General features: G+C 65.1%; 17 protein-coding genes. 10 read left to right on the forward strand and 7 right to left on the reverse strand.

Annotation, left to right across the window (positions count from 1 at the left end; translation table 11 throughout):
* The first annotated feature begins 11 nt into the window (after positions 1-11).
* From SVA_RS08585 to SVA_RS08620, 8 genes are all read left to right on the forward strand, one after another.
* Entirely contained in the window at positions 12-1172 is a 1161-nt protein-coding gene (locus tag SVA_RS08585; RefSeq protein ID WP_096460837.1) for a site-2 protease family protein, read from the forward strand.
* A gap of 1770 nt (positions 1173-2942) precedes the next feature.
* Complete coding sequence (locus SVA_RS08590) at positions 2943-3584, forward strand: hypothetical protein (protein WP_096460838.1); 642 nt, start codon at positions 2943-2945, stop codon at positions 3582-3584.
* Positions 3585-3668: 84 nt separating this feature from the next.
* On the forward strand, positions 3669-4118 hold the full coding sequence (locus tag SVA_RS08595) for a hypothetical protein (RefSeq protein WP_096460839.1): 450 nt from the start codon (positions 3669-3671) through the stop codon (positions 4116-4118).
* Positions 4119-4218: 100 nt separating this feature from the next.
* Entirely contained in the window at positions 4219-4749 is a 531-nt protein-coding gene (locus SVA_RS08600; RefSeq protein WP_096460840.1) for a hypothetical protein, read from the forward strand.
* A 516-nt stretch (positions 4750-5265) separates the two neighbouring features.
* Complete coding sequence (locus SVA_RS19440; RefSeq protein WP_148665422.1) at positions 5266-5628, forward strand: hypothetical protein; 363 nt, start codon at positions 5266-5268, stop codon at positions 5626-5628.
* Positions 5629-6395: 767 nt separating this feature from the next.
* The gene (locus SVA_RS08610; RefSeq protein WP_096460842.1) at positions 6396-6590 is read left to right on the forward strand and encodes a YtxH domain-containing protein; all 195 of its coding nucleotides are present in this window, start codon (positions 6396-6398) and stop codon (positions 6588-6590) included.
* A 13-nt stretch (positions 6591-6603) separates the two neighbouring features.
* The gene (locus tag SVA_RS08615) at positions 6604-6909 is read left to right on the forward strand and encodes a hypothetical protein (RefSeq protein ID WP_148665423.1); all 306 of its coding nucleotides are present in this window, start codon (positions 6604-6606) and stop codon (positions 6907-6909) included.
* Positions 6910-6997: 88 nt separating this feature from the next.
* Complete coding sequence (locus SVA_RS08620) at positions 6998-7390, forward strand: YciI family protein (RefSeq protein ID WP_096460844.1); 393 nt, start codon at positions 6998-7000, stop codon at positions 7388-7390.
* Positions 7391-7474: 84 nt separating this feature from the next.
* On the opposite strand, the gene SVA_RS08625 is transcribed toward SVA_RS08620, so the two are convergent.
* The 5 genes from SVA_RS08625 to ku form a co-directional block, all read right to left on the reverse strand.
* Complete coding sequence (locus tag SVA_RS08625) at positions 7475-9322, reverse strand: alpha-amylase family glycosyl hydrolase (protein ID WP_096460845.1); 1848 nt, start codon at positions 9320-9322, stop codon at positions 7475-7477.
* A gap of 208 nt (positions 9323-9530) precedes the next feature.
* Positions 9531-10526: a UDP-glucuronic acid decarboxylase family protein gene (locus tag SVA_RS08630; RefSeq protein WP_096460846.1), complete on the reverse strand. Its 996-nt coding sequence runs from the start codon at positions 10524-10526 to the stop codon at positions 9531-9533.
* Between the two features lie 133 nt (positions 10527-10659).
* The gene (locus SVA_RS08635) at positions 10660-12366 is read right to left on the reverse strand and encodes an HAD family hydrolase (RefSeq protein ID WP_096460847.1); all 1707 of its coding nucleotides are present in this window, start codon (positions 12364-12366) and stop codon (positions 10660-10662) included.
* 16 nt (positions 12367-12382) lie between these two features.
* Positions 12383-14830: a DNA ligase D gene (gene ligD / locus SVA_RS08640; protein ID WP_096460848.1), complete on the reverse strand. Its 2448-nt coding sequence runs from the start codon at positions 14828-14830 to the stop codon at positions 12383-12385.
* 103 nt (positions 14831-14933) lie between these two features.
* Positions 14934-15833: a non-homologous end joining protein Ku gene (gene ku, locus SVA_RS08645; RefSeq protein WP_096460849.1), complete on the reverse strand. Its 900-nt coding sequence runs from the start codon at positions 15831-15833 to the stop codon at positions 14934-14936.
* Between the two features lie 214 nt (positions 15834-16047).
* On the opposite strand from ku, the gene SVA_RS08650 reads away from it, so the two are divergent.
* Entirely contained in the window at positions 16048-16425 is a 378-nt protein-coding gene (locus SVA_RS08650; RefSeq protein WP_096460850.1) for a sensory rhodopsin transducer, read from the forward strand.
* Here SVA_RS08650 and SVA_RS08655 read toward each other — a convergent pair.
* The gene (locus tag SVA_RS08655) at positions 16333-17412 is read right to left on the reverse strand and encodes an SDR family oxidoreductase (protein WP_096460851.1); all 1080 of its coding nucleotides are present in this window, start codon (positions 17410-17412) and stop codon (positions 16333-16335) included. The genes SVA_RS08650 and SVA_RS08655 overlap by 93 nt on opposite strands.
* A 124-nt stretch (positions 17413-17536) precedes the next feature.
* Positions 17537-18997 (reverse strand): vitamin K epoxide reductase family protein, encoded by a 1461-nt coding sequence (locus SVA_RS08660; RefSeq protein WP_197703432.1) that lies wholly within the window; start codon positions 18995-18997, stop codon positions 17537-17539.
* 173 nt (positions 18998-19170) lie between these two features.
* Between SVA_RS08660 and SVA_RS08665 the strand changes: the two genes are divergently transcribed.
* Positions 19171-21558: a phosphoketolase family protein gene (locus SVA_RS08665; RefSeq protein ID WP_096460852.1), complete on the forward strand. Its 2388-nt coding sequence runs from the start codon at positions 19171-19173 to the stop codon at positions 21556-21558.
* Positions 21559-21874: the final 316 nt, after the last annotated feature.

Here is a 21874-nt window from a genome sequence, read left to right on the forward strand (position 1 = left end):
CGGAGTTGCGCATGTTCACCCGACGTTTCACCCTGTTCCGGCTGTTCGGCTTCGAGGTCCGCCTCGATCTGACGTGGCTCCTGCTCGCGGTCCTCGTGACGTGGTCGCTCGCGAGCGGACTCTTCCCGACCCTGACCCCGGGGCTCGACAGCCGCACGTACTTCTGGATGGGCGTGGTCGGCACGCTCGGCCTGCTGTTCTCGATCGTGTTCCACGAGCTGTCGCACGCCCTGGTCGCGCGGCGGTACGGGCTGCCGATCGGCGGCATCACGCTCTTCATCTTCGGGGGCGTCGCGGAGATGACGCGGGAACCGGAGAACGCCAAGACCGAGTTCCTCATGGCCGTCGCCGGCCCCATCTCGAGCCTGGTCCTGGCGCTCCTGTTCTACGAGCTGTACGTGTACACGGCATCCGACGTCGCGACCCCGCTCAACGGCGTCGCCTACTACCTCGGTCTGCTCAACGTGATCCTCGCCGTCTTCAACCTCGTCCCGGCGTTTCCGCTCGACGGCGGCCGCATGCTCCGGGCCGCCCTCTGGGGCTGGAAGGGCGACTACCGCTGGGCGACGCGCTTCGCCGCGCGCCTGGGTTCGGGCTTCGGCCTCCTGCTGATCATGCTCGGCGTGTTCGCGTTCCTGACCGGCAACGTCATCACCGGGATGTGGTGGTTCCTGATCGGGCTTTTCCTGCGCGGGGCCGCCGGGATGTCCTACCAGCAGCTCGTGATCCGCGAAACCATGCACGGCGAGAAAGTGGCGCGCTTCATGAACCCCCACCCGGTCACCGTCTCGTCGAACGTGCGCATCCAGGACCTGGTGGACGACTACATCTACCGCCACCATTTCAAGATGTACCCCGTCGTCGACAACGAGCGCCTGCTCGGCTGCGTCTCGACCGACGAGGTCAAGAAACTCGCCCGCGAGGACTGGCACCGGCGCACGGTCGCCGACGTCATGGACCGCTGCTCGTCCGACAACACCGTGACCCCGAATGCCGACGCGATGGAGGCCTGGATGCAGATGAGCCGCACCGGCGCGAGCCGCCTCCTCGTCGAGGACCGCGGCCGCCTCGCCGGCATCCTCTCCCTGCGCGACCTCATGCGCTTCATGTCCCTCAAGTTCGACCTGGACCAGTCGCCGAAGGGCATGCCGGGGAGGGCGGGACGAGGCTAGTTCGTTCCGTTCCGCGCCGTTCTTCCCGCTCTATCCGCCCGCCAGCCAGCCAACACCAACCGGCCCCGGATAACCGTTATCCGGGCAAACCGCCGCTCGGGCCATACACGGTGGAAGCGCCGTATATACTTCTCAGAAGACCAATAATCAGTTTCGCAAAGGATTGCCGATGACAGCATTCCCACCCTTTCGCCTCTGTCCGGATATCAGGTATCCGGTACATGGGTCGTGTATTCATCGTTAGGCAAATACAGCATGACCCTCGCTCGGTTCATTCTTTCGTCTGCCCTTGTGTCTGGTTCGTTTATCGTCCTGGCGGTTCCATTGCTGTTCTCCTCTCTGGGAACCACCGAAAATATATTCCAAAAATACCCGCTATTGTTTCTCTTCCCGCTGCCGTACTTTCTTGGGGCCTCGCTCAACAAAGAAGCGTATTGGGCGCGATCTCTGTCGCTGTCCGAACTTCTAAATTCCCGGGAGAGCAAAAAGCAAAAGGGCGAGTATGGTTGGGCAGTACGAATGTTGACCGCTGTTGTACTAGGTCTCGCTGTATCTCTCCCGCCGCCCCCAAAGGATACGTTTCTGCTGTTGTTAGGAGTTTCATGGGGAGCCGTTGTCACACGCGCGTGGTTTATTTATCAGGAATGCCTAACCCGCAACTCAACCGGACGCACCTTACGGCGCGCCGGTTAGCGGCACGTTAGCTGACAAATGACGAAGTTTGAAAACGCACGCTGTAGCGTCTGGCCATGTGGCGTTAGTTCAGTCGGCGCGCTTATAGTCGTGTCCCTCGGCCTCTATGGACAAAATGCCTGGTTCTACCCAAGCGATCAGTTAATATTCTTTGGGTCGTGGCTCGCGGTGGCCCTGGGTCTCGTTAGCACCTATCTGTTATACCTTTACGGAGACTTCTCGGATGAAAGGCTACAAAGACAAAGAATGCGAAAGTCATTTATCTTGCTAGGCGCGGCGGTTTTGCTTCCGCTAATGCTGTGGTTCGCGTTCTGTCTAGGTGCTCCTGCCATTGTCGCTAGCGCGCTTGGTCCGAATGACAGGATCGTAACAACCGTCTCAGAAAAGACGCAGAGAGGAGCGTTAAAGAGAAACTGAGTCAGTCTGACAGACTACTCTGTCCTTTTTAAGAACCCGCTATGGGTTCCGGACGAGATCTTCAATCAACTGCAGGAGGGGCGGGAGGTTTCTATAATCATTCGCCAGGACGTTCTCGGGACCCGTATTTTTCACATTGAGCCCAGGAACCACGCTAACACGTCGTTCAACTGGGTGCGCGCAACGACGGCGCGCGCCGGTTAACTCTGCGTTGTCTATGAAGGCATGGATGAAGTTGGAAGTGCCTCCTGCGCGTGGTGTGTTCTTTGGGCTTGCAGTTTTTGTTGGGTCATTGTTTCTTGCTGGGTACGGAAAAATCCTAATAACTGGTTCTAATTTCATGGTTGGGTCCGCTGTTTGGGTGCTCGGCCAAGTGGGCGTTGTGGCAGGACTCGGGCTTGTTGGGCTTTCCATAGTCACGGTACATCGACGAAACAGATATAAGAAGCGCGGTTCAATTCGAAATGGACCACCCTGACTTCGTGTTGGAGTCGACATGGTGAGACATCACACCGTTACGTGTCGGCTCGGTGCCCCGCGCGGCTCAACGCGGCGTTAGGTCTCCGGAAAAAACCACTTTGAGTCGGACGCCTGCCTTTCCGCTGTGCCTCAGGGCATCCCGTCGCTCGGGTGGGCCGTCATGCATAACAAGGACTCGACATGAGATATCTCGCCGCCCTGGCCGTTTGCCTTTCGCCTCTTCTCGCTGAAGCCGGCTCATACATCGTCATCGCGAGTGGCGATACCGTTCCGGTACCCGCCGTTCTGGACGTACCAGCCGAGTACGTCGGCGTGTCCGTGTACATCCGAAGCGCAGCAAAGGACGCGGCAAAGCGCATCGATGAGGTAAATGAAACTCGCGTGCGCCTTAATAGGGCCGTTTCTGCAAACCCGAACTTGCAGATTCAGTGGGCCAGAAGCTCGTACTCGGCCGCGGAAGGTAGCTACAAGTTCAGTTCCTACAGCGGAGCGGACTCTCAATCGCAGATGTTCGTCCTCGGCAAGCTCGGTTCGGCCGGCATCGATGCTGTTACGAAGCAAATCATCAGCGCTATCAAGACGGTCGAGGCTGTTGGTGATGCCAGCATCACGACCGGTGATACCCGTCTGGGAGTCACAGATCCGGAACGCTTTCGCAAGAAGCTCCTTGGGCTGATCAAGGACAACGCAGGCGAGGCGAGAACGGCACTTGGCGGGTCCTCACTGGAGATTTCGGGAGTCGGATCCCCGGTCCAGGTCGTCCAGAAGAACGACAAAGAGGTGAGCCTTTTCATCAACTACCGGGTCACGGTGAAGAAGTGATGCGCTACCAGACGCTCACCGGGCGACGCGACTCGCTTCGCCTGGCGCCAATGAGTGCGGGCGTCAGGCGTCATTGAGGAAATAATGAGAATCGTCCAGGCGGCGCTTGTCGCATATCTTACCCTTGTCACATCGGTCAACTCTGCCGCAGCGGATTACCTCGACTATTTCAAGAAGGCGAACATTGAAGTGACCAAAATCGTCGGCCAAACGAGTTCGCACATTGGAAACGGATTTGAGATTAAAGCGGCATACGGGTACACGCCCGAGACGGCACTCCGGGGCCACTTCGTCGGAGTCTTTCTCATCGAGGATGGAGCGTTTGTCGAGGTCATCGATGTGTTGCCGTCCGAGCGCGGCTTGGACTTCTTTCCGCGCATACAAGAAGCAAGCAAGTCGCGCGTAGTAGTAAGCTTTTTAAGCGACTATGGCGAGTTAAGGAAGCGCCAGTACGTCCTCGACTTGACGAAGGAAAAGAAACTGGTCGAGGTCATTGAACTCGAACCGGCCGGGATTCCCGGTAACCTGCAATGAGGAGCGGCAAAACAGTGCCCAACCAGGCGCTCCAGCCGGTTCTCACCCTGTAGGCGCGGCCCGCGGATTAGCGCGGGCGTTATGACGCGGGAGAGCACTCATGATCGACTACAACAGCATCGTCAGGCTCGTGTTAAAGCTCTCGGGTGTGGGGCTCGTGGTATATGGCGGCGTATCCCTCTCCTCATACCTCCCCGCGCTCATCCACACGGACAGTTGGAGCGAGTGGCCCGCCTTGATAATTTTTGCGAATCTCGCTGCGCTGGCGATGCCGTTTCTGTTCGGCATGTTCCTGTGGCTCTTTCCTGCCCCCGTCGCCAATACGATCGTTCGGGGAGCCGCGGCAGGCAGCCAATCGGAAACCCTCCTGAGCCACGAACTTGAACGAATCGGGATAGCCCTCTTGGGGCTCTATCTGTTCTATCGCGCGGTCTCTGATCTCATCTATCAATTGATGATCCACCGCGCGAAAGTGGCGGCTCTCGGGAACGTCAGGGCACCGGACGATTTTCCCGCGCTGATGACCGCAACAGTTATCGAGTTGGTTTTGGCGCTCATTTTCCTTCTCCAGGCGAAAGGACTCGTGAATCTGTTCAGGAAGGTTCGTGGCTACCCGGGAAGCGCCTTATAACACTTCGTCCACCGAACGCGGGCACACGACGATGCGCGCGCCGGCTAACTCTGCGTTAGGCGAATGAAACGAAGACTGTCATGGGTGCTTGGGGGCCTGGCATACATCGCCCCGCCAACCTGGGCCTACTTCGAACAGGCATCGCTGTATGGAGAGTTAGCCGAGCGGCATGGTTACGTTTGCGGTCTGCCGATGCTTGCCATTGCCATCCTTGCCGGATCCGGTGCTTGCGTGCTGTCTGGCTTGGCTTCGTGGTGTGGTTACATGTCGTTCCAGGCACTACCACGACCCCGCCCCCGCATTCGTTCCATTGAGCTTGCGGTCTTGGCAACTCCATGTCTCGTTTCGGCCAGCTATGTCACATCGCTATTCATCGCGTAAGGACCCGGTTTCGTCAAAAAAGGCGCTCTACCGATTTTCTCGAGGCGCCGCGGTGAAGGCCCCGGGCTTCGCGGCGCCGATCGTTGCCTGGCGCGGCTTAAGACGTTGTCAGCTAAAACAAACAGGAGATTCAACATGCCAGTTGTCACCCTTCGAGGTCTCATTTCTGCTGTCGCGCTCTTGGGTTTGCTGTCTTTCATGCCCGCATACGCCGCGGAAGTGAGCTGGCTCGTAGGCAAGTGGGAAATGACACAGGATCCTGACGGAAACGATAAAGATTGGATGGAATTCACGCCGGAGGGTCAGGCAACCAGCATCGCACCGAGCGGCAGACGCGTACCGGGCCGGTATGAGGTTACGGATAATGAAGTGAGGATCGTCTATACCGTAAATGGAAGGACTATTCCTATTACTCTTAAGTACAGCGCCGACAGGAAGAGACTTCTTGCCTACTCCAAAAGAACGGGAAACACCTCCGTTTACGAGAAGGTCAGATAGAAGACGCAAGATACCCAACAACCGATGCGAGACAGGCGCGAAAAGCCGGCGCGCCGCTCAACGGGAGTTTGTCCACATTTCATGATCTCCCAAGAACCCGGCCCGGGCCGCCAGGTCCATGGCGGTATCGCCGGTCGCAGAGGGGCGCTGGCATGGCGCCAGCCACGCGAAAGTCACGGCAGCTTAACGAGTGATCAGGGAGAAAGCACGTGCAGTGTTACCAACATAACGAGAATGTCTCCGTCGGTTTGTGTAAGGCCTGCCAGAAGGCAGTCTGTTCCGTTTGCGCCACGGACACCGGCCGGGGTCTGGCGTGTTCGGAGCCCTGTTCAAGGGAGGTCGGCGTTCTGAACGAGATCATCGACAGAAGCAAACAGATCTATGGCATCGGCAGCCGGTCGAAGCTTCCCCCGACCGGAATTCTGTTCTATCTCTTTTTTGCGCTCGTGTCCCTCGGAGTCGGTCTTTACCCCCTGACTTACGGAAAACCGGTGGAGTGGTTCCTGGTCCTGATGGGCTCCGGCTTTCTTGTATTCGGCACCATGTCCTATGTCAGGACGAGAAAGCTTCGTCTCAACTGCTAGGTGAACCATGACCTTCCTTTGCAGCAGGACGCGTGAAGCGGCGCGCGGCCGAAGGTGATCGAATGAAACACGAATCTCGAGATTTGCCCGAAATGCCAGGAAGCGGGTGTCTCGCCGTGGGCCCCGCTTTTCGCAAGCTGGCCGTTTCATGCGCGATGCAGGAACTGCGGGACGAAGCTTCGAGTGAGGGTTCCGCACTGGCAAAACGCCCTGGCGCAGATTCTCGCCCAGGTCGCTTTCTGGGCGTTGCTGCTCTTTGGCCTGGTTAATGGTGGAGTTGCGGGACTGCTGTTTGGCGGCCTCACGGGAACAGCGGTGGGCCTGCTTATCGCATTGATTCCGGGTTTCTTCTCGAAGCTGGAGCCATTGCCTGAGTAGATCCTCAAAGTCGATGAACCTTACAGAAGCCACCGGATTGATTCTCGCCGTGGCGGGAGCGGCCCTGGTTCCGCTCGGATGGATCGTCAGCGCCAAGATCGTCGTCGTGGGGTTCGTTCTTCTCGGCGTCGGCGTCGGGCTTTTTTATACCGAGCGAAGATTGAGGCGGGAAGAGAAGATCGACAAGGAAAGCACCGGGGGCGGAGGGACGGGTTCCGGGGTTCCGGCGGACTTCCACAACTACACGGGTTGGCGCTCCGGCGGGAGGCGACGGGACATGGAGTCGACGTTCGAATCGGGGGACGCCGACGGAGACTGAACGAACGGCGCAGCGGGAGGTTTGACTGCACGCGTCGCCCGCGCCAACATCGCTGCACAGAACTCTCCCGATCCTCCGGAAGCCAGCCATGAGCGAAAAGCCCGCAAAGCAGTATCTTGTCATTTCCCGCGGACAATGGAACAAGGAGGCCTCGCGGGAGGAAATACAGGGCGCGATCGACAAGTTCTACGTCTGGCTCGACCGGCTCGTGGCCGAAGGAAAGATGCAGACCGGGCAGCGGCTCGCCGGCGAGGGGAAGACGGTCTCGAAGAGCAGGGTGACGGACGGCCCTTACAGCGAAGCCAAGGAAGTGATCGGCGGCTTCTGGTTCATCCTCGCCGACAGCCTCGAGGAAGCGGCGGAGATCGCGCGGGGAAATCCGTGCCTTGATTACGGCCTGTTTTACGAGATCCGGCCGATCGAGTCGGTCCGCGCGAGCGCTTATGCGGTGACCTGCGAGACCCCGCGAGACCGCAAATAGCCTTCGGACCCGGCGCCGCCGGCCCTCCGGTCGGACGCTCCGGGTAACGACGCTTCGAGCCGACCGTCCGACTGCCGGCCGACGCTACGCCCGCCCCACCTGTGTCAGCATCTGCAGTTCCATCGGGGCCAGCGCCACCGACACGCGCCGGGCCCATCCCGGCGAGCGGGAGCCGTCGCGCTGATAGAACGTCACGTCCCCACTCGCGATTTCCCGCGATCCGGCGGTGCCCTGGTTGCTGTAGCTGACCCGAAAACCGGTCGCGTCCCCGTTGATGCGGGCATCGACCACCACCCAGCCGTTGAACGGCTGGGCGACAGTGGTGTTGCCGACGATGACGACCTCGCGGTCGTTGAGGATGCGCGAGAACGCGACAATCCCGCCGGGTACGCTCGAATGGCCGAAGTCCGTCCCGTTGCCGGAGACGGCGCGGAAGTACTGCCGCCCGTAGCGCAGCGCGGGCTCGAGCGCCCGCTGCCGGGCGATCTCCGCGATCGCCTTGAAGATCGGGTTGCTTCGGTCGAATCCGTTCGGCTTGCCCCATAACGCCTCGCGCACGTGCTCGGGCTTGTGGTCGACGTGCTCGGCGTACAGCTCGCGCGTGCCCTTGAGGCCCTGCTCGGTGCCGTAGTACAGGCAGGGAATGCCCTGGAGGCCGAACAGGCAGCCGATCCCGAGCGTGAGCTGGTGCGCGTAATCGCCGCCGCCGCGCGGGTAGAGGAAGCGGCTGTGATCGTCGTGGTTGTCGAGGAACGTGACGAAGAACCGCGACGCCTCGCCGTGGGTGCTCAAAAGGTGCTTGTCCTGCTGGATCCGCTTGCGCAGGTCGTAGACGTCCTCTAGGAGCGTCGGCGGCGCGAAGCCTTTCACTACCGGGCCGAGCTTCCACTGGAGCGGAAAGTCGAGGGAAGCGTCGGCGCCGAAGCGGCCGTCCTCGTCGGTGGTGTAGCGGCCGGTGTACTCGGCAAGCACGTGCTCCTCGTCCTTGGTCTCGCCGTAGATGAAGAAGTTGCGCTTGCCGATGGCATAGGCGTATTCGCGGATGGCGTTGCAGAAGGTGAGCGCGAAGTCGCGCTCCACGTGCTTGAGCGTGTCGATGCGGAAGCCGTCGACATCGAGCTTCGCGATCAGGTACTGATAGATGCTGATGAGGCGGTTCCACACGGGCTTGTCGCCGAACTCGTCGTCCAGCTCCGTCAGGAACTCCTTCAGGCTCTCGAAATCGCCGTGCAGGCCGCCGCCCTTGCCTTGCCGGCGCAGGTAGCGGTTCGTGCGCAGCTCAGTCGGCCACAGGGCGGCCTCGCGCGGCGGGGTGGTCGGGGCCTCGATCCAGTCCTGACGCGGCGCGCCATTCTCGTCCCGCCAGAAGACGGTGTACGGGCTCCCGCTCCAGTCGGCGGCGTCCTTGATCTCGCCGTTCACCTTGTAGGCGTACACGTCGCCGGCGTGGTTGATGACGATGTCCAGAATGACGTACAGCCCGCGCGCATGCGCCTCGTCGATGAGGCGCATCAGCTCGGCGTCGGCGCGCTCGGGTGTCGTGCCGAAACGCGGCTCGACCTCGAGGAAGTCGACGATGCCGTAGCCGTGGTGGCTCGGCTGCGACGGACGGTTGCGCAGCACCGGCGTGAGCCACAGCGCCCCGGCGCCGAGCGCCTGGATGTAGTCGAGCTTCTGTCGCACGCCTTCGAACGTGCCGCCCTGGCGTTCGCCCGTCTCCCGGTCCCAGGCGAAACGCGGCGGCGCCGAGGGGTTGTTGAATCGGTCGATCATCACGAAGTAGATCCAGTGGTCGCGCCAGTCGACGGGGGAGGGGAAGGGTTTGGGGATGCGGTGCACCGCGGCGTCGGGAAGCGGGATCTCGACGGAGCGCAGCTGTCGGGCGCCGGCGAGCGTGGCGCGCACGGCGGGATCGGATAGCGACGTAGGCATGTCCTGCCTCCTTGCCTGCGAGCGAGGGGTCCGCGACGGGAGCGGACGGTCCGAGGTGCGCCGCCGAATCTAGCACCCGGTCGCGCATGGCCTCCAGCGAGGGAAAGTACCACCGTACGGGCGGGCGGAAAGCGGGTCGGTCGCGATGAATCGGCGTCGTCGTCAGGGAGGAGAGGGATGCCCGCCCGGATGCCGGCGGGCGAGGTGCTCAATTCGCCAGTCGGCCGACCGCGGCGAGGTTCGCGGGGATCCGCCTCGCCGGGGATCGTCCCGCCAGCAGCGCATCGAAATACTCGATCGTCTGCGTCAGACCCTCGCGCAGTCCGGTTTTCGGCTCCCAGTCCAGGAGGGTGCGCGCGGCCGTGATATCGGGGCGCCGGCGGCGCGGGTCGTCGAAGGGGAGGGGGCGATGCACGACGGGAGAGCGGGAATTCGTGAGATCGAGAATCTGCTCGGCGAGCGCGCGCATGGAGCACTCCTCGGGATTGCCGAGGTTCACGGGCCCCGTCACCTCGTCCGGCGTGTCGACGAATCGCACCAAAGCCTCGATCAGGTCGCCGGCGTAGCAGAAGGAGCGCGTCTGGGTGCCGTCGCCGTAGAGCGTGATCGCTTCGTTGTTGAGCGCCTGGACGATGAAGTTGGAGACGACGCGGCCGTCCCCCTGCTGCATGTACGGGCCGTAGGTGTTGAATATCCGCGCGACCTTGATGCGCAGGCGGTGCTGCCGGTGGTAGTTGAAGAAAAGCGTCTCGGCGCAGCGCTTGCCCTCGTCGTAGCACGAGCGCGGGCCGATGGGATTCACGTGCCCCCAGTAGTCCTCCGTCTGCGGATGGATCTCGGGATCGCCGTAGACCTCGCTGGTCGAGGCCTGCAGTACGCGTGCCCTCAGGCGCTTGGCGAGCCCGAGGACGTTGATCGCGCCGTGCACGCTCGTTTTCACGGTCTGTACGGGGTCGTGCTGGTAATGGATCGGGCTCGCGGGGCAGGCGAGGTTGTAAATCGCGTCGACCTCGACGTACAGCGGAAAACAGATGTCGTGTCGCAGGACCTCGAAGTTCGGGTCGTTCAGGAATTCCGCGATGTTGCGCCGCGTGCCCGTGTAGAAGTTATCCACGCAGAGGACTTCATGGCCTTCGGCGAGCAGGCGCGCGCAAAGATGCCTCCCCAGGAATCCCGCCCCGCCCGTCACCAGCACCCGGCTCATCGTTCTTTCCCTGCCGCGTCGCGTTCCTTCCGTCTCCGCCATCAAGCGGGCCGGCTCGCTTCTGTGTCAATGAGGGGCATTACCCGCAAAGCCGCGAAGCGGGTACGGCGAAGCAAAAAGAACGGACAACGGGTTACGGAGGCGCGCTGTAACGCTTCTCGATCTGCTGCCGTACCAGTCGGCGCGTCTCGCGAGGCGGCGTATCGGGCATCCGCTCGATGCGCGAGATGTCGTCGGCGAGCGACGGGTCCTTGATCGCCTCCCTGAACCAGCGGGAATAGTCGCCGCGCCGCAGGTGGTGTATCCAGGTGTCGTCGTCCACGCCCTCGGCCGACTGCAGGAAAATCGCAAGGTTCTGCGCGCGCAGGTTCAGGCGCCCGTCCGGGCCGCGGAAGTAGAAGCTTCGGTCCGGCGGGAGCTCGCCTTCGGCGTACTTGCGGGTGTGCCGCCGGCGCTCCGTCCGCGGCGGGATGCTGACGAAGCGCAGCGGGGCGGCGCGCGAGTTCACCGGCCAGTCGAGGGCATCGCCGGTCGCCAGCGGGGCGGGATCCACGCGAGGCGGACGCACGCCGGCCGTTTCTCCGAACTGGCGCAGCGTCTCGGCCGGCGAATGGCCGATGACGAGGACACGATCGACGACGGCCAGCGCATCGTGCGCGACGTGGTCCGGGTGGACCGTGATGAAGACCAGCCCGTGCGCGGCCGGACCGAGTATCTCTCCGGCCCGCAAATTGTGCTCGGGCAGCATGTGATGGGCCTCGTCGATCACGATCCAGTGCGGGCGCCCGGTCTGCGCGCGCAGCGCCAGAAGCTTCGAAAAGACCGTCTCGAAGGTTCGGGGGCGGTCCTCGATCGAAACGCCGAGGAGGTTGATCACCACGCTCTGGTCCGGTTCCTCGAGCAGCTGCAGCGCCTGGTCCAAGGCCGGCGCCTGGCCGGCGTCGCCGAAGCTCACGATGCCGAGGTTCTGGTAGTCGCCCTCGGGATCGATGATGCAATACTGGTAGCCGCGCTCCGCGATGCGCTCGAGAATGCCGGTGGTGAACGTCGACTTGCCGCTTCCCGAGGTGCCGGCCACGAGGACGTTGGGTGCGTAGGGATCGAGGGTGAGCAGCCGTTCGCCGGCGTGGCCGAGCGGGATCGCGTGACGCGAAAGCGCGGGCCCCAGCTCCTCGAGGTCGGAGGCGAGCAGCCGCTCGACGAGCTCGACGACGCCCGCGCCGTGGTCCGCGCGCGTCACCCAGTCCGCCTGCGCCCTGAGCGACGGGAGGGCGTTCGCCACCGCGACCGCGCATTCGCACAGCGAGAGAAACGCGTGGTCGTTTTCGGCATCGCCCACGCCGACGACGTTGTGCGCGGAGAGCCGGAGCTCGTCGAGCGCGGCCTGCAGCCCCGTCGCCTTGTTGACGCCGGAAGGGAGGGCCATGACGGCTCCCCTGTTGAAGATGACCTGCCATTCCAGCCCGAGCTCGCGGATCGCCTCCAGCACCGCGGTCTCGTGCGGCTGCCAGGTGGCGACGATCGCGCGGCCGACCGCCAGCGGGTCGACGCCATGGGCGCGCAGGCGCTCGACGAACCCGGGCGGCGGCGCCTGGCCGAGCGGAATCTCCTCCCGCGTCGCAGGCCGGTAGAGCAGGGCGCCGTTCTCCGCGACGACGCGGTCGAAGAGATCCAGGCGGGGAAAGGCGTGCTCGAGGTCCGGCAGCTGCCGGCCCGTCACCAGCAGGAGCCGGCGGCCCGAACGGCTCAGCTCTTCGAGCGACGCGACGACGCGGTCGTCGACGTGGCCGTGGCGGGCGAGGGTGCCGTCGTAGTCGCAGGCGAGGGCGAGGTATCGCATTCTTCGGAATTGCCCCTTAAAGCATTCCCATCTCGCGCTTCATCCGGGCGGTGATCGCGCGGCGGGCCGCGTCGAAGTCCTCCCACGGATCGCGCTTCAGCGCGCGCAGGCGCTCGTAGACGTTGCGCACGTTGTACCGGTCGGAACGCAGCTCGCTGTCGAGCTCCTCCCACGCGAGCGGGACCGCCACCGGCGCGTGCGGCTTTGCCCGGGTCGAGTAATTCGTCACGGCGGTCGCGCCGCGGGCGTTGCGCAGGTAATCGATGAATACCTTCTGCTTGCGCGCCGACAGCGCGAGGCGCGACGTGTAGCGCCCCGGATTCCGGCGCACGATGTCGTCGGCGAGCGCCTTCGAGAATGCCTTCGCTTCGTCCCAGTCGTGACGGCGCGCGATCGGCACGACGACGTGCAGGCCCTTTCCGCCGGTCGTGCGCACGAACCCGGCGAGACCGAGGTCCAGCACGCGCGCGTACACCAGGGCGACCGCCTCCAGCACGGCGTCCCACCCGAGCGAGGGATCCGGGTCGATATCGAAGATGAGGCGATCGGGTTGATCGGGCCGGTCGATGCGCGATCCCCATACGTGGATCTCCAGCACGCCCATCTGCACCAGCGCCAGAACGCCCTGCAGCGAATCGACGGCGAGATACGTCTCCACGTCCTTGCCGCCGTGCTCCGCGATCGGCACGCGCCGGAGCTCCTCGGGCATGCCCCGCGTCGCGTGCTTCTGCCAGAAACACTGCTTGTGCGGGCCTTCGGGGCAGCGCAAGAGCGTGAGCGGGCGACGCACGACGTGAGGCAGCATCCACTCGCCGACCGCCTCGTAATAAAGAGCGAGCTCCTCCTTGGTCACTCCCTGCTCCGGGTAGAGCACCTTGTCGGCGTTGGTGATCCGTACGCGCCTGCCGTTCGCCGGCGGGGGACCGGAGGGGGCGAGGGCCTGCGGGAGCTCGCGCACGACGTCCCGCGGCCGCTTGTCCTCCCGCACGCCCTGGTAGGACGCCTGGCGTACGTACCCTTCGTGCGTCCATCCCGCGAACTCGACGTCGACGACCGTCTGCGGCCGCACCCAGTGCGCGCCCTTGCGCGCCTCGCGCGGCAGCGGCGACGCGAACGGCGGTTCCTTCGTTTCGAGCTCGCCGAACCGCGCTCGCAGCTCGCGCAGCGTCCTGTCGTCGAAGCCCGTCCCGACCCGCCCGCAGTAACGCAGCCCGGCATCCGACTCGTAGAGCCCGAGCAGCAGGGCGCCGAGGCCGGCGCGCCCGCCGGCGGGATCGGTGTAGCCGCCGACCACGAACTCCTGGCGCAATCGGCACTTGGCCTTGAGCCAGTCGGTCGTGCGGCCGTTTCGGTAGGGCGCGTCGATCCGCTTGGATACCACGCCTTCGAGCCCGAAGGCGCACGCCTGCTGGTAGAACACGTCGCCCTTGCCGCGGACGTGGTCGCTCACGCGCAGCTGCGTGCCGCCCGAGTGCGCCGACAGCAGGGTCGCCAGCCGCTGCTTGCGCGCGGTCAGCGGCTCGCCGCGCAGGTCGCGGCCGTTCCACCACGGGAGATCGAAAAGGTAGTAGATGAGATCCTGGTCGCGCCCGTCGGAAAGGGCGGACTGCAGGGCGGGGAAGCTCGTGCGCCCGTCCGCGGACAGCGCGACGACCTCGCCGTCGAGCCAGCCGTCGGCGAGCCCGGGCAGGCGCTCGATCGCCCGCGCGATCGCCGCCATGCGCTTCGTCAGGTCGTTCCCGTTGCGGCTGTAAAGCCGCGCGCGGCCGTCCTCGAGCCGGCAGAGTACGCGATAGCCGTCGTACTTGATCTCGTGCAGCCACTCCGGCCCGGACGGCGGTCGCTCCACGAGGGTCGCCAGCTCCGGCGCGAAGCGGCGCGGCGGCGCCGGACTGGCGCGCGGCCGGGCCCGCTGCTCCGCGACATCCTCCAGCGTGCGGCCCGTCTGGACGCTGTACGGCATCGCGTCCGTGATCTCGATGCTGCTCGCGAACTCGTCGTCGCGCTTGATGAGCAGCCAGTTCTCCTTGTCGCCGGGGCTGCCGGAACGCACCAGGCTGAAGCCGCCCCGGAGCTTCTCGCCTTCCAGCTCGAAGCGCAGGCGTCCGCGGCGGTAGCCTTCCTCGGGATCGCCTTCGGGCTTCCACACGCCGCGGTCCCACACCAGCACCGGTCCGGCGCCGTACTGCTTGCGGGGGATCACGCCCTCGAACTTGCCGTACTCGATCGGGTGATCCTCGACGTGCACCGCCAGTCGCTTCTCGCGCGGGTCGAGACTCGGGCCCCGCGGCACCGCCCAGCTCTTGAGCGTCCCGTTGAGCTCCAGCCGCAGATCGTAGTGAAGGCGGCGGGCACCGTGCTTCTGGATCACGTAGCGAAACCGCCGGCGGGACACGGCCCGCCCGCCGCTGGGCTCCGGCGTCCGTTCGAAGTTCCGCTTGCGACGATAGACGTCGAGCTTCATGACCGCCGGGCCGTTCGGAAGAAGCGGTGCGGGGGACCGGACGGATTCGATGGGGCACGACGATTCATGGCGGACCCGTGCGTTTCCCGCCTGCGCGGGACCCCTACGCCCGCCTGCGCGTGCTTCGCTTGCGCGTCTGGGTGGAGCTCTTCTTGCGGGTCCGCGCGCGCGCCGCCGGAGGACGTTCTTTCTCCTTCTCCCTTTCCTTCTCCTCGATCGAGCGCTTCAGCAGGGTCATGAAGTCGATGACCTGCGCGCCGCGCGGCGCCTCCTCCTTGGTCGGCTCCAGGAGCTCGAGCGTCTTCCCGGCCTCGACCTTCTCCTGAACGATCCTGAGCAGATCGTCGCGGTACTCGTCGCGATACTTTTCCGGTTCCCAGCGGGCGGCCATGTCCTCGACCAGTCGCTCCGCCATCTCGATCTCCTTCTTCGTGATGCGCAGCGCCGCGAGGTCCTTGCCCGGGACCTTGAACTCCTTCAGGTCGCGCAGCTCGTACGGGTACCGGAGCAGGTTCAGCACCAGCATGTCGCCGAGGGGCGCGAGCAGGGCGAGGTGCTGGCGGTTGCGCAGCACCACCTGCGCCACACCCGCGCGGCCCGTGCGCGTGAGCGTCTCGCGCAGCAGGGCGTAGCCCTTCTCGCCCGTGCGCTGCACGGGCTCCAGGTAGTACGGTTGGTCGTAGTAGATGAAGGGGATTTCGTCCGCCTTCACGAAGTCGATGATCTCGACCGTCTGGGTCGCCTTGACGTTGGCGCGGCGAAACTCCTCCTCGCCGAGGACGACATACTGGTCCTTGTCGTACTCGTAGCCCTTGACGATCTGGTCCCAGGGGACCTCTTCGCCCGTGGCCTTGTTGTAGCGCTTGTACCCGACCGGCGACATGTTCCGCTGATCGAGCATGGTGAAGCTCAGCTCCTTCTCGCGCTGCTCGGCCGGATACAGGGCGACCGGAATGCTGACGAGGCCGAAGCTGATGGCGCCTTTCCAGATTGTGCGGGGCATTCGTGCATCTCCCTTGCGCGCAGGTGCAACGAATCGGACCCCCGGTAAGAGCGATAGTTTCAAAAACGGCTTCGTTCTCAGGGGATTCCCGAGCACCGCCGAGGCGAATGCGCCTGCGGGCGGGGAGTCAAACGATCAGCACCAGGGACGGTTCGCGCCGGGCGGGCGCACGACGGGACCGGCGACGACACGCCAACGAGGAGGGCGCACAGCCATGGAGCAACCGATCGGCAAGACGCGCTGGGCCATCGCGGAAGGCTACATCCCGAGCTGGAGCAACGGGCCCGATCCGGAGATGACGAGCCACGAAACGGCGTGCCTCCTGAACGCGGGCGACCGCGACGCGCAGGTGCGGATAACGGTCTACTTCGCCGATCGCGAACCGGCGGGGCCTTATCGGGTGACCGTCGCCGCGCGGCGCACGCTGCACGTGCGCTTCAACGAGCTCAAGGACCCCGAGCCGATCCCTCTCGATACGGATTACGCGAGCGTGATCGAGTCAGACGTGCCGATCGTGGTGCAGCACACGCGGCTGGACTCGCGGCAGGCGGAGCTGGCGCTGCTCAGCACGATGGCGTTTCCGGCCGGTTGAGTTTCGCCCGGCGAATCCCAGCGCGGCGGCGAGCAGGGCGAGGGCGCCCATCCCCAGTGCCGTCCGGTTCCGGCTCGCCAGCACCTGCCAGCTGCGGTCGCGCGCCCGCGTGTCGAACCGGCCATGGGCGCCGTGGTCGCCGGGGACCGGCGCGTCGAGGTTATCGGGCCGGCCCGTCCGCTCGGGCTCGTCGGTGATCTGTCCTTCGTAGCCCATGCGTGCGAGCAGGCGATCGAGCAGGCCGGGAGCGATCTTCTGGGCGAGTATGGTCTTGACCGCCGGAAAGCCGACCCACACCTCCCGGCGCGGGTGCATGGCGGCCCGCACGATGGCTTCCGCCGCCACCTCGGGCTGGAAGATCGGCGGAACGGGCTGCGCGCGCCGGGGCATGTGCGTGCGCGCCCAGTCGAACTGGGGCGTGTTGAAGGCGGACAGCTGTACCATGGTGAGGCGCACGCGGCTCCTGTCGTGCAACAGCTCCGATCGCAGCGAGTCGGTGAAGCCGCGCACCGCGAACTTCGCGCCGCAGTAGGCCGACTGGAGCGGGATCGCGCGGTAGGCGAGCGCCGAGCCGACCTGCACGATCGTCCCCCGGTTGCGGCCACGCATGCGCTTGAGCGCCGCCAGCGTCCCGTGGACCGTGCCGAGGTAGGTCACCTCGGTGGCGCGCCTGTATTCCTCAGGCGCGATGTCCACGAACGGCGAAAAGATCGTCGCCATCGCGTTGTTGACCCAGACATCGATCGGCCCGAGCTCGCGCTCGACCGTCTCCGCGGCCGCCTCCACCTGCCCGAAGTCCGCCACGTCGGCGGGAACGACGAGCGCGCGCCCGCCGTCCGCCTCGATCTCCCGTTTGGCCGCCTCGAGCCCGTCCCGACCCCGGGCGAGCAGGCCGACCCGCGCCCCCGCGCGTCCGAACGCGCGCGCCGTCGCCCGACCGATGCCGGCCGAGGCCCCTGTCACCAGCACTACTCGATCCCTGAGCATGTTCGATCTCCTCGCGTCGTTAACGACTCCTGACCGCTCCGAAGCGGCCCTCCGACCCTCGAGCGGATAGGAACAACACGCGCCAAGTCACTATGGTTTCGGTGAAAAGTCGCTCCCGTCATGACTAGACGATCAGCCGGTTCCATCCGGCATAGCGCCCCCGAACCGCTCCGCGAGGCAGGCTGAGCGCCACGAGAGCCAGGCCCGCGACCACGCTGCCGACCGTCCCGGCCGCGCTGGCGCCATCCAGCACCCAGGGTGCCGCGACCAGCCAGACACCGAACGCCGCATTGATGAACCGCAGCGGCCGCGCCACCTCCGCGAAGGCGGAGAAAGCGACCACGATGACCAGCGACCCGACGAGGTGGTCGCTGTTCGCCATGGCGCCCACGGCATCGAGCGTGAGACGCGTGAACATGAGCCAGACGCCGATCAGGGCGCCGAGCACCAGCGTCCACGGGTAGTTCACCCCGCCGCTCACCATGTCGCGAAGCATGGCGGGGAGGGCGCCGTCGAGCTCCGAACGCTCCATTCGACGCCCGCCTTCCATGACGCCGCCGTGCAGGAAGTTGCTCCAGAACGACCCGCGCCGCCGCCGGACGTCGACGAGGAACTGCCCCATCGCGACGAGCTCGTCGAGCGAATAGGGGATCATCACGACCATCGCGAGCGCCTGGACGAGACAGAGCGTGCACCAGGTTCCGATCACAATCGGTTGAATGATGATGAAAATGATGCTGACCGCCCCGAGCGGGACGACCAGCAGTCCGAACATGGCCACCATCCACGGCATGGTGCGCCAGCGGCGCCGGCTCCCCATCGCTCCGGACAGCGCTTCCAGCATGTAGGCGGTCGCGCCGAGGCCCGCGTCGGCGACGGGCCACGCCCGGGAGACGTCCGAGGTGATGATGCGTACCGTACCGTCGCCGAAGAACGGGTCCCACACCCGGTCCGTGTGGCCGAGCTGGTACGCCGCGAGGTAGCGCGCGATGAAGAAGCCGACGAGCGCCATCGCGATGATGGGAATGCGCTGGAGCCAGTCCGAGGGGGAGTAGTCCCAGCCCGGCGGGATATCGGGGCCGAGCGCCATCGCCTTCATGCTCATGCCGGGCATCATGGGGACGAGCACGGAGAACGTGATCGCCAGCGTGCCGACCAGCGTGTCGTTCGCGTACGCGCCGGGGCTCGGCGTCCAGAAGAGGAGCGGGGCGAAGAGCAGCCAGATGCCGACGAACGCCGCCGCCCATTGGGCGAACCACGCCCAGCGCCGCGTGAGGGAAAGCGCGCCGAAAACCACGAGGGCGACGCCGCTGAGGACGTCGCTCCACGCCATGGCGAGATTGCGGACCTCGGGCAAAGGGAGGCCGCGCTCGGCCGTCACCGCCAGCACCGGGCTGTCCGCCGGGAAGGTCATCGACAGATAGCCGAACGTGACGGGGCTCGCGACGAGCCAGAACCCGAGCGCGATGTTGGCAAAGTGCGCCCACAGGGTCATCAGCCGGTGCGCGTGCATTTCCTGCTCGTGCTCGGCGATCACCCGGGCGCCGGGTACGGCGGGCTGGCGGGGAGCGGACCGGCCTTCCATGGCGAGACCTCCTTGAGCACCGATTAGAACACAGCAGCCGATTCCCAAAAGTACGCTTCGAGCGCGGGCATGCGCCGAACTTTTCTGAGCAAATCCGGGGGCGTCTGGTCAAAAGCTCATCCCCGAGCGACGAACGCGGCCGCCCCCCTCGCGGCCGCGACAAGGAGGTTACGATGCAGCAGGCTGCCCGCCAGGCACAACCGGAGCACACGCTGTCCCCCGAGGAGCTGCGCAAGATGAACGCCTACTGGCGCGCCGCGAATTACCTCTCGGTGGGGCAGATCTACCTCCTCGACAATCCACTTCTGCGGGAGCCGCTGCGCCCCGAGCACGTCAAGCCGCGGTTGCTCGGGCACTGGGGGACCGCGCCCGGCCTGAGCTTCATCTACGTGCATCTCAACCGCATCATCAAGGCGCGCGACGTGGACATGTTCTTCGTGACCGGTCCCGGCCACGGCGCCCCCGCGCTCTTCGCCAACACCTGGCTCGAGGGGAGCTACAGCGAGTTCTATACCGACGTGCCGCTGAACGGCGAGGGCATGCGCCGGCTCTTCAGGCAATTCTCCTTTCCGGGCGGCGTGCCGAGCCACACGGCGGCGGAACTACCCGGCTCGATCAACGAAGGCGGGGAGCTCGGCTACTCGCTGGTGCACGCCTACGGCGCCGCGTTCGACAACCCGGATCTCGTGGTCGCGTGCGTCATCGGCGACGGCGAGGCCGAGACCGGCCCGCTCGCCGCCTCGTGGCACTCGAACAAGTTCCTGAATCCTGCGCGCGACGGCGCCGTCCTGCCGATCCTGCATCTCAACGGCTACAAGATCGCGAGCCCGACCGTGCTCGCGCGCATTCCGCACGAGGAGCTGGAGAGCCTGCTCGTCGGCTACGGATACACGCCGTACTTCGTGGAAGGCGACGCCCCCGAACGCATGCACCAGCAGATGGCGGCCACGCTCGATCGCATCTTCGACGACATCGCCGCGATCCAGCGGCGCGCGCGCCGCGAGGGCGCGAAGGAGCGGCCGCGCTGGCCGATGCTGGTCCTGCGCTCGCCCAAGGGCTGGACCGGGCCGAAAGAGGTCGAGGGCCAGAAGGTCGAGGGATTCTGGCGCTCGCACCAGGTCCCGTTCGGCGAGGTGCGCACGCGCCCCGAGCACCTGCAGCTCCTCGAGCAATGGCTCAAGAGCTACCGGCCCGAGGAGCTGTTCGACGAGAACGGCGCCCCGCGCGCGGAGCTCCTCGATCTCGCGCCCGCGGGTCCGCGCCGCATGGGCGCGAACCCGCACGCGAACGGCGGGCTGCTGCTTCGCGAGCTCGATCTGCCCGACTTTCGCGATTACGAGGTGGAGGTGCCGCGACCCGGCGGTGCGCTCAACGAGGCGACGCGCACCATGGGCGTGCTGCTGCGCGACGTGATGAAGCGCAACGCGGCCGCGTGCAACTTCCGCGTGATGGGGCCGGACGAAACCGGCTCCAACCGGCTGAGCGCGCTCTTCGAGACGACCGGTCGCGCCTGGATGGCGGAGCGGTTGCCGGAGGACCTGGGCCTGTCGCCCGACGGGCGCGTGATGGAGGTGCTGTCGGAGCACCTCTGCCAGGGCTGGCTCGAGGGTTACCTGATCACCGGCCGCCACGGCGTGTTCTCCTGCTACGAGGCGTTCATCCACATCGTCGACTCGATGTTCAACCAGCACGCGAAGTGGCTGCACGCGATGAAGGAGACGCCGTGGCGTCGCCCCATCGCCTCGCTCAATTACCTGCTCACGTCGCACGTCTGGCGCCAGGACCACAACGGCTTCTCGCACCAGGACCCGGGGTTCATCGACGTCGTGCTCAACAAGAAGGCCGACATCGTCCGCATCTACTTCCCGCCCGACGCGAACACGCTGCTCTGCGTCACGGACAGGTGCCTGCGCTCACGGAATCTCGTGAACGTCATCGTCGAGGGCAAGCAGATGGCTCCGCAATGGCTCGACATGGATTCGGCCATCAAGCACAGCACGGCGGGCATCGGCATCTGGGAGTGGGCGAGCAACGACCACGACGGCGCGCCGGACGTCGTCATGGCGTGCGCCGGCGACGTGCCGACGCTCGAGACGCTCGCCGCCGTCGACGTGCTGCGCCAGCTCGTGCCGAGCCTGAAGATCCGGGTGATCAACGTCGTCGACCTCATGACCCTGCAGCCGAAGGAGGAGCATCCGCACGGCCTCGGCGACCGGGAGTTCGATTCGCTGTTCACGACCGACAAGCCGGTCATCTTCGCGTATCACGGCTATCCCTGGCTCATACACCGGCTGACGTACCGTCGGACCAATCACAAGAACCTGCACGTGCGCGGCTACAAGGAGGAGGGGACCACCACCACGCCGTTCGACATGACGGTGCGGAACGACATCGACCGCTTCCATCTCGCGGGCGACGTGATCGATCGCGTGCCCGGCCTCGGTTACCGCGCCGCCCATATCAAGCAGCACCTGCGCGACAAGCTGATCGAGCACGAGATGTACATCGTCGAGCACGGCCAGGATCTGCCCGAGGTTCGCGAGTGGAAGTGGCCGTACTAGGCAGGCACGCGACGCAGAACGCGTGATTTTATTCCGCGTGCGCGAGCCGCGCCGGCATTGCGTACCGTGGTCCTGAATTGTCAGTTCGGACCCGCGCGCAAACCCTCGCGCCCGTTCGCGTAACAGCAATTGATTAAATTCGAATTAGGCCCGCGCGCACGATTCGCGATGCGACGCCTCGATCATCAATGGGCCGATAAGAAGTTTTCATAGAAATTGGCTTGATCCCGTACCCCGGTCCGGGAGTAACGTTGCTCGCGAAGTTTCGGAGCGGAATCGATCGTCACGCCGCAACCGAAACGAACAATGAGCGCAC

This window comes from Sulfurifustis variabilis (assembly GCF_002355415.1).
Classification (GTDB): Bacteria; Pseudomonadota; Gammaproteobacteria; order Acidiferrobacterales; family Sulfurifustaceae; genus Sulfurifustis; species Sulfurifustis variabilis.

Coding starts and splice junctions, on each gene's coding strand:
- SVA_RS08660 (WP_197703432.1), bottom strand. CDS start 18,997: ATGGAAGGCCGGTCCGCTCCCCGCCAGCCCGCCGTACCCGGCGCCCGG.
- SVA_RS08655 (WP_096460851.1), bottom strand. CDS start 17,412: ATGCTCAGGGATCGAGTAGTGCTGGTGACAGGGGCCTCGGCCGGCATC.
- ku (WP_096460849.1), bottom strand. CDS start 15,833: ATGCCCCGCACAATCTGGAAAGGCGCCATCAGCTTCGGCCTCGTCAGC.
- SVA_RS08620 (WP_096460844.1), top strand. CDS start 6,998: ATGAGCGAAAAGCCCGCAAAGCAGTATCTTGTCATTTCCCGCGGACAA.
- SVA_RS08630 (WP_096460846.1), bottom strand. CDS start 10,526: ATGAGCCGGGTGCTGGTGACGGGCGGGGCGGGATTCCTGGGGAGGCAT.
- SVA_RS08650 (WP_096460850.1), top strand. CDS start 16,048: ATGGAGCAACCGATCGGCAAGACGCGCTGGGCCATCGCGGAAGGCTAC.
- SVA_RS19440 (WP_148665422.1), top strand. CDS start 5,266: ATGCCAGTTGTCACCCTTCGAGGTCTCATTTCTGCTGTCGCGCTCTTG.
- SVA_RS08590 (WP_096460838.1), top strand. CDS start 2,943: ATGAGATATCTCGCCGCCCTGGCCGTTTGCCTTTCGCCTCTTCTCGCT.
- SVA_RS08615 (WP_148665423.1), top strand. CDS start 6,604: ATGAACCTTACAGAAGCCACCGGATTGATTCTCGCCGTGGCGGGAGCG.
- ligD (WP_096460848.1), bottom strand. CDS start 14,830: ATGAAGCTCGACGTCTATCGTCGCAAGCGGAACTTCGAACGGACGCCG.
- SVA_RS08665 (WP_096460852.1), top strand. CDS start 19,171: ATGCAGCAGGCTGCCCGCCAGGCACAACCGGAGCACACGCTGTCCCCC.
- SVA_RS08625 (WP_096460845.1), bottom strand. CDS start 9,322: ATGCCTACGTCGCTATCCGATCCCGCCGTGCGCGCCACGCTCGCCGGC.
- SVA_RS08600 (WP_096460840.1), top strand. CDS start 4,219: ATGATCGACTACAACAGCATCGTCAGGCTCGTGTTAAAGCTCTCGGGT.
- SVA_RS08595 (WP_096460839.1), top strand. CDS start 3,669: ATGAGAATCGTCCAGGCGGCGCTTGTCGCATATCTTACCCTTGTCACA.
- SVA_RS08635 (WP_096460847.1), bottom strand. CDS start 12,366: ATGCGATACCTCGCCCTCGCCTGCGACTACGACGGCACCCTCGCCCGC.
- SVA_RS08585 (WP_096460837.1), top strand. CDS start 12: ATGTTCACCCGACGTTTCACCCTGTTCCGGCTGTTCGGCTTCGAGGTC.